Genomic DNA, 14,265 nt, shown 5'->3' with positions numbered 1-14,265 from the left:
ACTATTCCTGCTCTGGGTCACGCAAGTAATACCCTACTCCACGTCTAGTTACAATTAAAGTAGGATGACTTGGATTATCTTCAATTTTTTCACGTAAACGACGCACTGTTACATCCACTGTACGTACATCTCCAAAATAGTCATAACCCCAAACTGTTTGCAATAAATGTTCCCGAGTCATAACTTGTCCTAAATGTTTGGCTAAATAATGTAGTAGCTCAAATTCACGATGTGTAAGTTCAATATTTTCCTCACGTTTCGTTACACTATACGCATTTGAATTGATAACGATTGGTCCGATAACCATTTCCGTATTTTCTTCTTTTTCTGCAGCACCACCTTGTTGATGGCGACGTAAATTCGCCTTCACACGAGCAAGTAATTCCCTCGTACTAAATGGCTTCGTTACATAATCATCTGCTCCAAGCTCAAGCCCTAATACTTTATCAATTTCAGAGTCCTTTGCTGTAAGCATAATAATCGGCATTTCTGAGCTTTTACGTATTTCACGGCAAACCTCTAAGCCATCCTTACCTGGTAGCATAATATCTAATAAAACCATATCTGGCTGCTCTTCATTCGCTTTTTCAATCGCTTCATCACCATCATGCGCCATTACAATTTCAAAACCTTCTTTTTCTAGGTTGAACTTCAAAATATCCGCAATCGGCTTTTCATCATCAACTACTAAAATTTTCTTTCCCATCATCGTCTATTTCCTCCTTATAAAGTGAAACTTTAATCGGTGGGGTTCTTCATCCCACACCTAACTTCTTTACCTTCGCTGAATTTTTGGGTGGGGTCTTACCGCCCGGCAAATAGCGGGTAAAAATATGGTCAATATCCCTAAACACATTGATGTCTACATAGTATGTCCCTATATGACCGCATCTTTTGCTTAAGTACTTTCTCCTCTATTCTCACAGACTCATGTATGATCCACTTTTACACGGAATCCTATACGATCTATAGAAAAACCTCTAGCTTCAACTGCTAGAGGCTTCTCATTCTATTTTAAAATAACTACTCACTTTTGTAAAATTACACAAATAAAAAGGATATTAAGTGGGCCCACTTAATATCCTGAGAGTGGCTCGGGACGGAATCGAACCGCCGACACGAGGATTTTCAGTCCTCTGCTCTACCGACTGAGCTACCGAGCCAAAACTATATATAAAACCACTAATGGTGGTATAAACAAAAGTGGCGGTCCCGACCGGGGTCGAACCGGCGATCTCCTGCGTGACAGGCAGGCATGTTAACCACTACACCACGGGACCAAAAATGAACATAAAAAAAAACATGACCCGTACGGGATTCGAACCCGTGTTACCGCCGTGAAAGGGCGGTGTCTTAACCACTTGACCAACGGGCCACGAAAAATAAAATGGTGAGCCATGAAGGATTCGAACCTTCGACCCTCTGATTAAAAGTCAGATGCTCTACCAACTGAGCTAATGGCTCATACTCACCAACGTCATATTTTCGTGACGACAAGATGTATCATAACATGTTTTCTTTGTTTTGTGCAATACCTTTTTTTATTTTTTTTATAAAAGATAAGAAAAAACTCATGCGGACATGAGTTTTTTCTCAAAAATATCAATTAAGCTTCGTATACGTTACGAACAATATTTGTTTGGTTACGATCTGGTCCAACTGAGAACATAGATAATTGAATTCCTGTTAACTCAGAAACACGTTCTACGTATTTTCGTGCATTTTCAGGAAGCTCGTCTAATGATTTTACACCAGTAATATCTTCTGTCCAACCTGGAAGCTCTTCGTATACAGGCTCACATTTCGCTAAAATGTTTAAGTTTGCTGGAACTTCATCGATCACTTCGCCATTGTATTTGTAAGCAACGCAAATTTTAAGAGTCGGAATACCTGTTAGAACGTCGATAGAATTTAATGATAAATCTGTTAAACCACTAACACGACGTGCATGTCTTACAACAACGCTATCGAACCAACCTACGCGGCGCGGACGACCAGTTGTCGTTCCATACTCACGACCAACTTCACGAATTTGATGACCAATTTCATCATGAAGCTCAGTAGGGAAAGGACCATCACCTACGCGGCTTGTATATGCTTTACACACACCTACAACGCGAGTAACTTTCGCAGGACCAACTCCAGTTCCAACTGTTACACCACCAGCAATCGGGTTAGAAGATGTAACGAACGGGTACGTACCGTGGTCGATATCAAGCATAACACCTTGTGCACCTTCAAATAATACACGGTGATTGTTATCTAGTGCATCATTTAATACAACAGACGTATCACATACATATTGCGCGATTTGTTGTCCGTACTCGAAGTACTCTTCGAAGATTTCTTCTACACTGAAACCTTCTGTATCGTACATTTTTTCAAATAAACGATTTTTTTCTACTAAATTGCGCTCAAGCTTTTCTTTAAATGCTTCACGGTCTAAAAGATCAGCCATACGAATACCAATACGAGCAGCTTTATCCATATATGCAGGACCGATACCTTTTTTCGTTGTACCGATTTTGTTATCACCTTTACTTGCTTCTTCTAATTCATCTTGTTTTAAGTGATAAGGTAAAATAACGTGCGCACGGTTACTTACACGTAAATTATCAGTACTTACACCACGATCGTGTAAGTATTTTAACTCTTCAAGTAATGCTTTCGGATCTACTACTAAGCCATTTCCGATTACACAAATTTTCTCTTTATAGAAAATACCAGATGGAATTAAGTGTAATTTATATTTAACTCCGCCGAAAACAATTGTATGTCCCGCGTTATTTCCACCTTGATATCTTGCAACTACTTCCGCATGCTCAGAAAGAAAATCAGTGATTTTACCTTTTCCTTCGTCGCCCCATTGTGTTCCTACAACTACTACTGAAGACATTATTAAAGCACCTCCGCGATTTTCAAACGATCTATTCAAACAATATAATTGTACCAAAACCGAAAAAGAAGTCAACCAAAAAGCGAACATTTTTTTATTAAAAAACATTTTCGTTCGTAAGAATTATATTTTCACACTATGAAAGCCTTATCTTTCCTATAAAAAAAAAGAAACACATCTTATTATAAGAAATGCATTTCTTTTTTATACTATCTTTATGCAGGCGGCGCATGTCCATCCTCAAAGCGACGTTCTAAGTTAACGAACTTATTGAACTCTTTAACGAATGCGAGCTCTACTGAGCCTACGGGACCGTTACGCTGCTTTGCAATAATAATTTCAATCGTATTTTTATTTTCCGTTTCTCGGTCATAGTAATCTTCACGATATAAGAAGGCTACAATATCAGCATCCTGCTCGATACTTCCCGATTCACGAATATCAGACATCATCGGACGTTTATCTTGACGAGATTCTACACCACGAGATAACTGCGACAAGGCAATAACAGGCACTTGCAATTCACGCGCAATCCCTTTTAATGTACGAGAAATCTCAGATACTTCCTGCTGACGGTTTTCTCCTGATTTCCCGCTTCCTTGAATAAGCTGTAAATAGTCAATTAAAACCATCCCTAGACCTTGTTCTTGCTTTAATCTACGGCATTTCGCTCGAATCTCATTTACTTTAATCCCTGGTGTATCATCAATATAGATACCAGCATTAGAAAGGCTCCCCATCGCCATTGTTAATTTTGCCCAATCATCAGAAGTTAATGAACCGGTACGCAGTCTTTGCGCATCAATATTTCCTTCTGCACAAAGCATACGCATAACAAGCTGATCAGAGCCCATCTCTAGACTAAAAATCGCTACATTTTCATCAGTTTTCGTCGCTACGTTTTGTGCGATATTTAATGAAAATGCGGTTTTCCCTACTGATGGACGTGCCGCTACGATGATTAAATCATTTCGCTGGAAACCTGCGGTCATCTTATCTAATTCTGTAAATCCAGTTGGTATCCCAGTAACTTCACCTTTTTGATTATGCAAAAGTTCAATTTTATCGTAAGCATCTACAAGAACATCTTTAATGTTTTGGAATGCTTTTGCATTCGTTTGGTGAGATACTTCTAATATTTTTTTCTCAGCCTCATTTAAAAGACCATCCACGTCATCTTCTCTCTCATACCCATCAGACACAATATGAGTCGCTGTTCGAATCAAACGACGTAATAGCGCCTTTTCAGCGATGATTCGTGCATAATATTCTACGTTAGCAGCGGTTGGAACAACTTCTGCTAATTCTGCTAAGTAAGAAACCCCACCAACTTCTTCTAATAATCCTTGATCAGCCATTGCTGACGTCATTATTACTAAGTCAATCGGCTCTCCTTTATCAGATAACCCAAGCATGACTTCAAAAATCTTTTGATGTTTCGTTCGATAAAATGAGTCAGGTACCAATAATTCCGATGCTGACGTTAACGCATCTTGATCAATTAATATGGCCCCTAAAACCGCCTGCTCAGCCTCTATATTATGCGGAGGGGTACGATCAGCCATTACATCACTCATACGCAATCCTCCTTGCTTAACTTATTTTTATTGTTCACTAACATGAACTTTTACTGTTGCTGTTACTTGCGGATGCAACTTCACAGTAACGTTTGTATAGCCTAATGCACGAATTGCATCATCCATTTCAAATTTACGTTTATCAAGTTTAATTTTATGTGATTTTTGCATCGCATCTACGATTTGTTTACTTGTGATTGAACCGAACAGACGGCCACCTTCTCCAGATTTCGCCTTTACTTCTACAGTTAGTTTCTCTAACGTTTCTTTCAACTCTTTTGCATTTTCAACCTCTGCTGCTGCATCTTTTTCTTCTTTTCGCTTTTGAGCTTCTAAAGTTTTCATACTACTATTTGTCGCTTCAGCAGCTAATCCTTGTTTTAGTAAGAAGTTATTTGCATAGCCATCTGGTACGTTTTTTATTTCTCCTTTTTTCCCTTTACCTTTTACGTCTTTTAGAAAAATTACTTTCATGATTGTGTGCCTCCCTGTAAATAGTCATCAATAACAAATCGAAGCTTCTCCTCAGCTTCATCTACTGTAACATTTTTCATTTGTGTGGCTGCATTCGTTAAATGCCCACCACCGCCTAAATTTTCCATAATTAGCTGCACGTTCACTTCACCTAAAGACCTGCCGCTAATTCCAATGAAATTCTCGCCACGTTTTGCAATAACAAATGACGCAATAATTCCTGTCATTGTTAATAATGTGTCCGCTGATTGCGCAATAAGCACTTGATCGTAGTAATCATCACTATCAACTTTTGCAATCGCAATTCCATTTGTATAAATGTACGCATTTTTAATAGCTTTTGCAACCCGTAAATACTGATCCATATCTTCTTTTAAAAGCTCTTGTACAAGTACAGTATCTGCACCATGTGAGCGTAAATAAGAAGCGGCATCAAACGTACGAGCACCCGTCCGGAATGTAAAGCTTTTCGTATCAACAATAATACCTGCTAACAATGCCGTTGCTTCTAACATTGTCATTTTTAAATTTTTCGGTTGGTACTCAAGTAATTCTGTAACAAGTTCTGCCGTGGAAGAAGCGTATGGCTCCATGTAAACAAGCAATGGATCTTCAATAAAATCTTCTCCCCGGCGATGATGGTCAATAACAACTACATTTTCAATTTTATGTAACAGCTTTTCTTCCATCACCATTGAAGGTTTATGTGTATCAACAACAACAAGTAATGAATCATCATTTGCAAATTCCATCGCTTGTCCTGGGGTAATAAAGTGAGACCATAACTCTTCGTTTTGTTTTACTTTATCCATTAAACGCTTAATTCCCTTATCAGAATCATTTTCATCTAACACAATATATCCCTTGCGCTCATTTAATTGCGCTACCTTTAAAATACCAATCGCAGCACCAATTGCGTCCATATCAGGAGCCCTATGCCCCATTATAATGACATTACTACTTTCTAATACTAAATCCTTTAATGCATGCGAAATAACTCTGGCACGTACACGAGTACGCTTTTCAACTGGATTCGTCTTACCACCATAAAACTTAACTTTACCTGTCGCTTGTTTAATAGCTACTTGATCTCCACCACGGCCAAGCGCAAGGTCTAAACCGGACTGAGCCATTGCCCCAAGCTCTGATAAAGGTAAATCACCTGATCCAACACCTACACTTAAGGTGAGTGGTATATTCCTTTTGGATGTTTCTTCACGCACCTGATCTAAAATGCTAAATTTCCCTTTCTCCATCTGCGCTAAAATACTCTCATTTAGTACAACGAAGAATCTTTCTGAAGATGCACGTTTTAAATATGCTCCATACTTAACGGCCCATTCATTTAGTCGTGATGTTACAAGACTTGTGATATTCGTACGTAATTGATCATCTAACCCCTGTGTAACTTCATCATAATTATCTAAATAAATGACAGCCAAAACAGTCCGTTGATCCTCGTACATCTTTTCAATCTCTGTTTGTTCCGTTACATCAAAGAAGTAAATTAACTTTTCTTCTTTCCTTACAAAAACGCGAAACTTTCGGTTATTTAAAGAGACTATATCGTCGGAAGTTTCTCCCTTAATAAAAAGAAGCAACGTTTCTGATACATCATAAAGGTGCCATCCAGCTAACGCATGCTGTCCTAGACATGAAGATAAATAAGGATTCGCCCAATCAATCCCATAATCCTTATTGTATAACAAAATACCAATCGGCATTTGGTTAAATGCTTCATTACTCACTTTCTTTACTCTTGTAATCATATCTGTCGTATACTTTTCGAAATTCCTTTGAAAGGTCAGTTCAAAGCGTATAACAACAAAAAGTACAATGCAAAAAATAAAAAAGGTGGATATCCCCATAATTAAATGAAAATAACAGAGGATGGCAATGAGCACAAACACGAAAAATGCCAATACATAAACAGGATATAAAAACCACTGTTTCTTATAAAATTCAGGCATGTATACAACTCCTATAAAGTAAAACTAACTCACCTTCCAGTTAGTTAAACAGATTAAAATAGTATAAGGAATATTACTTTATCCTCCTATTTTAGAACGCAATGAAATCCCTAAATCAATTATACCTAAGATTGTCACAAGAGGAAACAACATCGGTATAAACATGCAGACAATAAAACTAATAATAGGAATCCCTTTCGTAAAACCTTTGCTATGCGCTAGAAAAGCGATAAATGTCAGACCTTGTATTACTAGTAGTAAAGCAAATATGACATATAGGTTAGAAAATACCATATGTAAATATGATGTCGGTTCTACTTTTATAAACGTTGATAGCAAAATAAATATAACGTAATACCAAACAATACTCTTTGGTAATTGTATATCTTTAAATTTAGGCCAAGGTTTAACGTCATGCTTTAGTTTTCTCAAAACACTACCTGATATCATAACTGTAATCCAAGAAAAACATACCGAGACCATTACAAGCAAACTTGGGAATAACGTTTGTAACACATCATTAAATTGTGCAAATAATTCTTTTTGCTCCTTACTAATAGGCATACCAGCAGCAGTGACTATCTTTTCACTTTGCGCCATACTTTCATTAAGCATATTTTGCATTTGCTTCATTAAATCTATGTTAAAAAACTTTATACTTGCAACATAAATGAGCATAATACCAATTAAGTACGCAAGCGTCCCCGCCATCAAAATTTCTATCGGTTTTTTTTGTTTTTTATACATATATCCTAAAACGATACCTATCAATCCAAACATAGTTGTCTTTACTAGGTTCATCGGTTGACTGACAATAACAGTAATAAAAAGTGCCGCCGTAAAAATTACAAAGTTGTTAGATAATCTATATCTTATCGTTAGCAATATAAACGGCAATGGCAACGCAAACGTTACAACTCTACCTAAAATTGGAACATACATAGATATAAGCAATAACATTGCATATATCGCTAGCAACGTTGCACCCTCAGTAATAAATTTCGTATTCTTCATTATCTAACCTCTCTTTCAAAAAAGAAAAGCATAGCAAAATGCACAGTAGAGTCCGACTCTACTGTGCATTTCATACGCTATTATTCACCAACATATGGTAAAAGTGCCATTTGACGAGCACGTTTAATTGCAACTGTAAGTTTGCGTTGGTATTTTGCGCTTGTTCCTGTTACACGACGAGGTAAAATTTTACCACGCTCAGAAACGAAACGTTTTAATAAATCAACATCTTTATAGTCAATGCGAGTGATGCCGTTAGATGTGAAGAAACACACCTTACGACGTTTCGCACGTCCACCTTTGCGTCCTGCCATGTCTATTCCCTCCATTCTTTGTTAAAACTAACTAATTTACTGTATTAGAACGGTAAATCGTCGTCGGAAATGTCGATCGGTTGACCTACATTTGAAAATGGATCGTCATTCTTCGTAAATCCAGAGTTCCCTTGGTTACCTTGGTTACCTGAATTACTAGATTGACCAAATGGGTTAGAGCTTTGGTTACCGAAACCAGCTCCTGATGGTTGCTGATTAAATGAACCACGTTGCTCCCCACCGCCATTACGCGGCTCTAAAAATTGTACGCTTTCCGCAAGAACTTCTGTTACATATACACGTTTACCATCTTGTCCATCGTAATTACGAGTTTGAAGACGTCCATCTACGCCTGCTAAGCTACCTTTTTTCAAATAATTTGCTACGTTTTCTGCTTGTTTACGCCATATTACACAATTAATAAAGTCAGCTTCACGCTCACCTTGTTGATTCGCAAATGCGCGATTCACAGCTAACGTAAAAGTAGCTACTGCAACACCATTGGGCGTGTAACGTAAGTCAGGGTCCTTAGTTAAACGACCAACGAGGATAACACGATTCATCAATCGAACCACTCTCCCTTATATATCAATTATTTTTCTTCTTCTTTAACAACGATATGACGAAGGATGTCTTCGTTGATCTTAGCTAAACGGTCGAATTCGTTAATCGCTTCTGCGTTAGAGTTCACGTTTAAGATCATGTAGAAACCTTCACGTAAGTCGTTGATTTCGTAAGCTAAACGACGCTTACCCCACTCTTTCGTGTTAATGATTTCTGCACCATTGTTTGTTAAAACACCTGCGAAACGTTCAACTAAAGCTTTTTGAGCTTCTTCTTCAACGCCAGGACGAATGATGTACATAATTTCGTACTTTCTCATTACACTTTCACCTCCTTTTGGTCTAAACGGCCCATAATGGGCAAGGAGCAATTAATTTATAGTAATTACTCACGAGTTTAGATTATATCATAGTAAGTTAGATGAATCAACTCACCCATGCATAAAAAACTTGGCAAACACATAATATATTTGCCAAGCTCATATCTTTATTTTTCCTAGGAAATATTAAATTAAACGTTGAAGCGGAAGTGCATAACGTCTCCATCTTTTACGATATACTCTTTTCCTTCTAAACGAACTTTACCAGCTTCTTTTGCAGCTGTCATAGAACCGTTTGTCATTAAGTCTTCGTAAGAAACTGTTTCCGCACGAATAAATCCACGCTCAAAGTCTGTATGAATTACGCCAGCACATTGTGGTGCTTTCATACCTTGTTTAAACGTCCATGCACGTACTTCTTGCACACCAGCTGTGAAGTAAGTAGCAAGTCCTAATAAATCATATGCAGCACGAATTAATTGATCTAAACCAGATTCTTCAATGCCTAGTTCTTCAAGGAATACTTTTTTCTCTTCCTCGTCTAGCTCAGCGATTTCTTCTTCGATTTTTGCACATACAACGATTACTTGAGCATTTTCATTTGCAGCAAATTCTTTTACCATTTGTACATATTTATTTTCAGAAGGATCCATAATATCATCTTCACTTACGTTTGCTACGTATAACATTTCTTTCGTTGTAAGTAAATGAAGGCCTTTAACAATCTTCATTTGTTCTTCTGTAAATTCAACAGTACGAGCTGGTTTTCCCTCTTCAAAAGCTTCTTTTAAACGAACTAAAATTTCATGCTCATATACTGCTTCTTTATCTTTTTGTCTTGCTAACTTCGCAACACGCTCAATACGTTTATCAACAGATTCTAAATCCGCTAAGATTAGCTCTAAGTTGATTGTTTCAATATCATCGATTGGATCTACTTTCCCTGAAACGTGTGTAATATTTTCGTCTTCAAAACAACGAACAACTTGGCAAATTGCATCTACTTGGCGAATGTGAGATAAGAATTTATTTCCTAAACCTTCACCTTTACTAGCACCTTTTACGATACCTGCAATATCAGTAAACTCAAATACAGTCGGAACAGTTTTTTTCGGTTCTACTAATTCCGTTAATTTATTTAAACGCTCATCTGGTACTTCTACAATCCCTACGTTTGGATCAATTGTACAGAATGGATAGTTTGCAGATTCTGCTCCTGCTTGTGTAATTGCATTAAATAAAGTTGACTTCCCTACGTTAGGTAATCCAACAATCCCAGCCGTTAATCCCATATTTTTCACTCCTATGTCTCAATCTTTCATCATTATAGATAGTAACGAAAAAAATGACAAGTTTCCTCCAAACGAAAAAAAGTAACAGCTACCCATTGCAACTGTTACTTTCTCTCTATTCTTCGTGCTTCACAAGTATTTTTTTCACCTTACGATCAAATTCTCTTCGAGGAATCATTACTGAATGGTCACATCCCTCGCACTTAATGCGGATATCCATTCCCATACGAATAATTTTCCAGCGATTCTCACCACATGGGTGGGCTTTCTTCATTTCCACAACATCGTACAAGTTATACTGCTTTTGCTCCATTCTCCAAACCCCTCTCCATACTAAATTGCTTTTCCACTCACCAATTCTTCACGATTATATAAAACCATACGTGGATATGGAATTTCAATCCCATGTAAATCTAGACGATTTTTAATTTCTTTACGAAGTGCTCTCGCAACAACCGCATGTTGCATCGGCTCTACTTCCGCAATAACACGTAATATAACTTCTGACGCAGCCAATGTTTGCACACCTAATAACTGAGGCTTTGCTACCATTTGCGTATACTGTGCAGGTAATTCTTCTAATAACTCTTCAATGACTTGCTCCGCTTTCGCTATGTCAGCCTCATATGAAATGGATACATCAACAAATGCTACACTATTACTAACTGAATAGTTCGTAACTTGAATAATACTTCCATTTGGTAAAGTATGAATTTCGCCTGTCCAACTCTTTACTTTTGTTGTACGAAGTCCAATTTCTAGAACGACACCTTCAAACTGACCAATTTTTACATAGTCACCTACTGAAAATTGATCTTCTAGCAAAATAAATAACCCCGTAATAACATCTTTTACTAAACTTTGAGCACCAAATCCGACTGCTAAACCAATTACCCCGGCACCCGCTAATAAACCAGATGCATTAATATTAAACACACCCAAAATCGCAATTAACATAATGAACATAACAACGTATGCCACAATATTTTCAAGTAACTTCGCTACTGTAACTGTACGACGTTCTGAAATTTGAATTGGCGAACGGCTTCCCATACGAAACGCATTTCGTACAATTGCACGCGCAACTCGCACAATAATTGCACCAAGTATTAAAATAACGACTATTTTTAGTGATTTCACACCTATATTCGTCCAATCAATGGACTCAAACCATTTCAACGCTAAATCCATGTACCTCTACCTCTCCAGCTAAAATTTCTTTTTAATCATCCTTCTTATTGTATCAGAAGTCACCCTGATTTCTGAAAAATTTTTATGACTTTAATTGCATTTGTTAACTTCCATGCAGGTATAAAATGGAACGAATATATATATACTAGTACTATTATTTCCGTTTTCACTCAAGTTTTACAGGAAGTACGCACTTATAGTTTTCCATTTTACTCACCATATAACATATTTTGAAAATTTATTAAAAGGATGGATGCTTCATGAATATTGGAAGTTTTCGCTTACCCTTTTTCGAAAAAGAAACTCAAAATGTTATGCACCAAGACGTAGAAGCCTCCGAGACAATTAGTAACTTCTTACTTTCCCATATCCCTATTAAAACGAATATACCGATTATTCTCGTTTGTATCGGAACAGATCGTTCTACAGGCGATGCACTCGGTCCGCTAGTCGGTACGAAACTAGAACAAGCAGGAATTAAAAACTTCCAAGTGTTCGGCACACTAGATGAGCCAGTGCATGCGCTAAATTTAGAAGAAAGAATTCAGAATATACAGAAAGATAGTCCTACTTCATTTATAATTGCGGTTGATGCCTGTTTAGGAAAGTCTCAAAACATCGGTTCCATCACTACCGGAATGGGGCCTAGTAAACCTGGAGCTGCGATGAATAAAAAATTACCTGCAGTTGGTGATTTACATATTCATGGCATCGTAAATCTAAATGGTTTTATGGAGTTTTTCGTCCTGCAAAATACAAGATTAAGTTTAGTCATGAAAATGGCTGATGTAATTGCACAAAGTATAAAAGAAACAGACCAAAAATTATCTGTATTAAAAAAAGCAAACCATCTATAAATAATAAGATGGTTTGCTTTTTAGTTTTTCTGCGCTAATAATTCTAAAATACGATTTAAATCTTCTTTATTAAAAAATTCAATTTCGATTTTACCTTTTTCTTTTTTCGTTTCTTTAATTTTCACATCTGTGCCAAACTTTTCTCTTAAGAACGTTTCGCGTTCTACGAAAAATATGTTTCTCTCTTTTTTCACTTGTTTTGTTTCACGTGAAACGCGTTGATTAATCTCCTGAACAATTTTCTCTAATTGACGAACGTTTAATCCTTCTTTTTCGATTCGTTTTAATAAAGATTTCAATTGTTCTTCATCTTTTATAGTAAGCAAAGTTCTCCCATGGGCCATTGAAAGTCGACCATTTGCAATCATATCTTGCACAAAAGAAGGGAGGCTTAATAACCGCGTATAATTTGCAATGTAAGGTCTGCTCTTACCAAGACGTTTTGCTAATTGTTCTTGCGTTACATTTAGCTCATTCATTAACATTTGATATGCCATTGCTTCTTCCATTGGGTTTAAATCTTCTCGTTGTAAGTTTTCAAGCAATGCAAACTCCATCATTTGCTGCTCATTTAATTGTCTTACAACAGCAGGTACCTTTTCGAGCCCTGCCTCTTTGGCAGCACGATATCTTCTTTCACCTGCAACAATTTCATATCCTTTAATACTCTTCCTAGCAATTAACGGTTGCAATATGCCGTGCTCTTTAATAGAGGCCGATAATTCTTGAATTGCCTCTTTATTAAAGTGTTTACGTGGTTGATATGGATTCGGTCTTAATTCAGTTATCACAATCTCCTGAATTGCCTCTTCTTCTTTCACATCTAAATCAGGAAAAAACACATTAATTCCTCTTCCTAATCCTTTAGCCACCTGCAATCACTTCCTCTGCTAAATCTATATATACTTCTGCCCCTCTTGATTTAGCGTCATACTGCATAATTGGTTTCCCATGACTTGGTGCTTCACTTAAACGAACATTACGAGGAATAATCGAACGGTATACTTTATCCCTAAAGTATTTTTTCACTTCATCTATAACCTGAATCCCTAAATTCGTACGGGCATCCAACATCGTTAACAATACACCTTGAATTGCTAGATTTTTATTTAAGTGCTTTTGCACAAGTCGAACTGTATTTAATAGCTGACTTAATCCTTCTAGTGCGTAATATTCGCATTGAACAGGAATAATAACAGAATCTGCTGCGGTTAATGCATTAATCGTTAATAACCCTAAGGACGGGGGACAGTCGATAATAATATAGTCATATTCATCACGAACTGGCTGTAATGCCCTTTGTAAACGTACTTCCCGGGAAATAGTCGGTACCAATTCAATTTCAGCTCCTGCCAATTGAATTGTAGCGGGTAGAACATCTAAGTTTTCAGTTGCGGTTTTACGTATAACCCCTTGAACATCTGCATCTTCCACAAGAACATTGTAAATACATTGATCTAATTCGGATTTTTCAATTCCCACACCAGTCGTTGCATTTCCTTGAGCGTCAATATCTACAAGAAGGACTTTTTTACCTACTTGTGCCAATCCAGCCCCTAAATTAACAGATGTTGTTGTTTTTCCAACGCCACCTTTTTGATTGGCAATAGCAATGATTTTTCCCATGATGTCACCTACTTTCAACCTTTCTATCTTATTCTAGTAACAATTATGTTTATTGTAACATGAAATAAAAGTTTTTCTTTTACGTCCTTATTAAACTTCAAAATTTATTTCTAAACTCCTTCTTCATCTAACAAGAAAATATAGTAAAAGAGACCTATCCAATAGGATAAG

Annotated in this window: 15 protein-coding genes and 4 tRNA genes; 1 reads left to right on the top strand and 18 read right to left on the bottom strand. The window is 37.0% G+C overall.

Annotation, left to right across the window (positions count from 1 at the left end; translation table 11 throughout):
- Position 1: 1 nt before the first annotated feature.
- The 16 genes from walR to DN394_RS09945 form a co-directional block, all read right to left on the bottom strand.
- Entirely contained in the window at positions 2-709 is a 708-nt protein-coding gene (gene walR, locus DN394_RS10020; RefSeq protein WP_000971866.1) for a cell wall metabolism DNA-binding response regulator WalR, read from the bottom strand.
- Between the two features lie 381 nt (positions 710-1,090).
- Positions 1,091-1,163, bottom strand: a tRNA-Phe gene (locus DN394_RS10015).
- Between the two features lie 41 nt (positions 1,164-1,204).
- Positions 1,205-1,280 (bottom strand) — tRNA-Asp (locus DN394_RS10010).
- Between the two features lie 23 nt (positions 1,281-1,303).
- Positions 1,304-1,375, bottom strand: a tRNA-Glu gene (locus DN394_RS10005).
- A gap of 13 nt (positions 1,376-1,388) precedes the next feature.
- Positions 1,389-1,464 (bottom strand) — tRNA-Lys (locus DN394_RS10000).
- A gap of 142 nt (positions 1,465-1,606) precedes the next feature.
- Positions 1,607-2,896: an adenylosuccinate synthase gene (locus tag DN394_RS09995; protein ID WP_000100228.1), complete on the bottom strand. Its 1,290-nt coding sequence runs from the start codon at positions 2,894-2,896 to the stop codon at positions 1,607-1,609.
- 215 nt (positions 2,897-3,111) lie between these two features.
- Entirely contained in the window at positions 3,112-4,473 is a 1,362-nt protein-coding gene (gene dnaB / locus DN394_RS09990) for a replicative DNA helicase (protein WP_001286242.1), read from the bottom strand.
- 27 nt (positions 4,474-4,500) lie between these two features.
- Complete coding sequence (gene rplI / locus DN394_RS09985; RefSeq protein ID WP_000864225.1) at positions 4,501-4,947, bottom strand: 50S ribosomal protein L9; 447 nt, start codon at positions 4,945-4,947, stop codon at positions 4,501-4,503.
- The gene (locus tag DN394_RS09980) at positions 4,944-6,917 is read right to left on the bottom strand and encodes a DHH family phosphoesterase (protein ID WP_001113891.1); all 1,974 of its coding nucleotides are present in this window, start codon (positions 6,915-6,917) and stop codon (positions 4,944-4,946) included. The genes rplI and DN394_RS09980 overlap by 4 nt, the downstream gene beginning before the upstream one ends.
- A 78-nt stretch (positions 6,918-6,995) precedes the next feature.
- Positions 6,996-7,931, bottom strand: a complete 936-nt coding sequence (locus DN394_RS09975; RefSeq protein ID WP_141542929.1) for a YybS family protein — start codon at positions 7,929-7,931, stop codon at positions 6,996-6,998.
- A gap of 80 nt (positions 7,932-8,011) precedes the next feature.
- Entirely contained in the window at positions 8,012-8,245 is a 234-nt protein-coding gene (rpsR, locus tag DN394_RS09970) for a 30S ribosomal protein S18 (RefSeq protein WP_000918874.1), read from the bottom strand.
- A gap of 44 nt (positions 8,246-8,289) precedes the next feature.
- The gene (gene ssb / locus DN394_RS09965; RefSeq protein WP_000981963.1) at positions 8,290-8,811 is read right to left on the bottom strand and encodes a single-stranded DNA-binding protein; all 522 of its coding nucleotides are present in this window, start codon (positions 8,809-8,811) and stop codon (positions 8,290-8,292) included.
- A 26-nt stretch (positions 8,812-8,837) separates the two neighbouring features.
- Positions 8,838-9,128 (bottom strand): 30S ribosomal protein S6, encoded by a 291-nt coding sequence (gene rpsF, locus DN394_RS09960; protein WP_001233781.1) that lies wholly within the window; start codon positions 9,126-9,128, stop codon positions 8,838-8,840.
- A 191-nt stretch (positions 9,129-9,319) separates the two neighbouring features.
- Entirely contained in the window at positions 9,320-10,420 is a 1,101-nt protein-coding gene (ychF, locus tag DN394_RS09955) for a redox-regulated ATPase YchF (RefSeq protein WP_000524660.1), read from the bottom strand.
- A 115-nt stretch (positions 10,421-10,535) separates the two neighbouring features.
- Positions 10,536-10,733 carry a DUF951 domain-containing protein gene (locus DN394_RS09950; RefSeq protein ID WP_000436051.1) on the bottom strand — a complete coding sequence of 66 codons (198 nt, stop codon included), beginning with the start codon at positions 10,731-10,733 and terminating at the stop codon, positions 10,536-10,538.
- 20 nt (positions 10,734-10,753) lie between these two features.
- Entirely contained in the window at positions 10,754-11,611 is an 858-nt protein-coding gene (locus DN394_RS09945) for a mechanosensitive ion channel family protein (protein ID WP_000362298.1), read from the bottom strand.
- Between the two features lie 260 nt (positions 11,612-11,871).
- Here DN394_RS09945 and yyaC point away from each other — a divergent pair, with 260 nt between their 5' ends.
- On the top strand, positions 11,872-12,468 hold the full coding sequence (yyaC, locus tag DN394_RS09940; protein ID WP_098953473.1) for a spore protease YyaC: 597 nt from the start codon (positions 11,872-11,874) through the stop codon (positions 12,466-12,468).
- Between the two features lie 20 nt (positions 12,469-12,488).
- Here the strand turns inward: yyaC and spo0J are convergent, their stop codons facing one another.
- Positions 12,489-13,340 carry a stage 0 sporulation protein Spo0J gene (spo0J, locus tag DN394_RS09935; protein ID WP_098208984.1) on the bottom strand — a complete coding sequence of 284 codons (852 nt, stop codon included), beginning with the start codon at positions 13,338-13,340 and terminating at the stop codon, positions 12,489-12,491.
- Positions 13,333-14,094 (bottom strand): sporulation initiation inhibitor protein Soj, encoded by a 762-nt coding sequence (gene soj / locus DN394_RS09930; protein ID WP_000516117.1) that lies wholly within the window; start codon positions 14,092-14,094, stop codon positions 13,333-13,335. Before soj ends, spo0J begins: the two co-directional genes overlap by 8 nt.
- Positions 14,095-14,265 lie beyond the last annotated feature (171 nt).

The sequence above is a fragment of the Bacillus sp. BB081 genome (assembly GCF_008368895.1).
Taxonomy (GTDB): domain Bacteria; phylum Bacillota; class Bacilli; order Bacillales; family Bacillaceae_G; genus Bacillus_A; species Bacillus_A wiedmannii.
This window is presented reverse-complemented; position numbering and strand designations above follow the sequence as displayed.

Bases quoted from the DNA above. Each gene is read 5' to 3' on its own strand.
- dnaB (WP_001286242.1), bottom strand. From the start codon at position 4,473: ATGAGTGATGTAATGGCTGATCGTACCCCTCCGCATAATATAGAGGCT.
- yyaC (WP_098953473.1), top strand. From the start codon at position 11,872: ATGAATATTGGAAGTTTTCGCTTACCCTTTTTCGAAAAAGAAACTCAA.
- ychF (WP_000524660.1), bottom strand. From the start codon at position 10,420: ATGGGATTAACGGCTGGGATTGTTGGATTACCTAACGTAGGGAAGTCA.
- DN394_RS09980 (WP_001113891.1), bottom strand. From the start codon at position 6,917: ATGCCTGAATTTTATAAGAAACAGTGGTTTTTATATCCTGTTTATGTA.
- DN394_RS09950 (WP_000436051.1), bottom strand. From the start codon at position 10,733: ATGGAGCAAAAGCAGTATAACTTGTACGATGTTGTGGAAATGAAGAAA.
- rpsR (WP_000918874.1), bottom strand. From the start codon at position 8,245: ATGGCAGGACGCAAAGGTGGACGTGCGAAACGTCGTAAGGTGTGTTTC.
- rpsF (WP_001233781.1), bottom strand. From the start codon at position 9,128: ATGAGAAAGTACGAAATTATGTACATCATTCGTCCTGGCGTTGAAGAA.
- walR (WP_000971866.1), bottom strand. From the start codon at position 709: ATGATGGGAAAGAAAATTTTAGTAGTTGATGATGAAAAGCCGATTGCG.
- soj (WP_000516117.1), bottom strand. From the start codon at position 14,094: ATGGGAAAAATCATTGCTATTGCCAATCAAAAAGGTGGCGTTGGAAAA.
- rplI (WP_000864225.1), bottom strand. From the start codon at position 4,947: ATGAAAGTAATTTTTCTAAAAGACGTAAAAGGTAAAGGGAAAAAAGGA.
- DN394_RS09945 (WP_000362298.1), bottom strand. From the start codon at position 11,611: ATGGATTTAGCGTTGAAATGGTTTGAGTCCATTGATTGGACGAATATA.
- DN394_RS09975 (WP_141542929.1), bottom strand. From the start codon at position 7,931: ATGAAGAATACGAAATTTATTACTGAGGGTGCAACGTTGCTAGCGATA.
- DN394_RS09995 (WP_000100228.1), bottom strand. From the start codon at position 2,896: ATGTCTTCAGTAGTAGTTGTAGGAACACAATGGGGCGACGAAGGAAAA.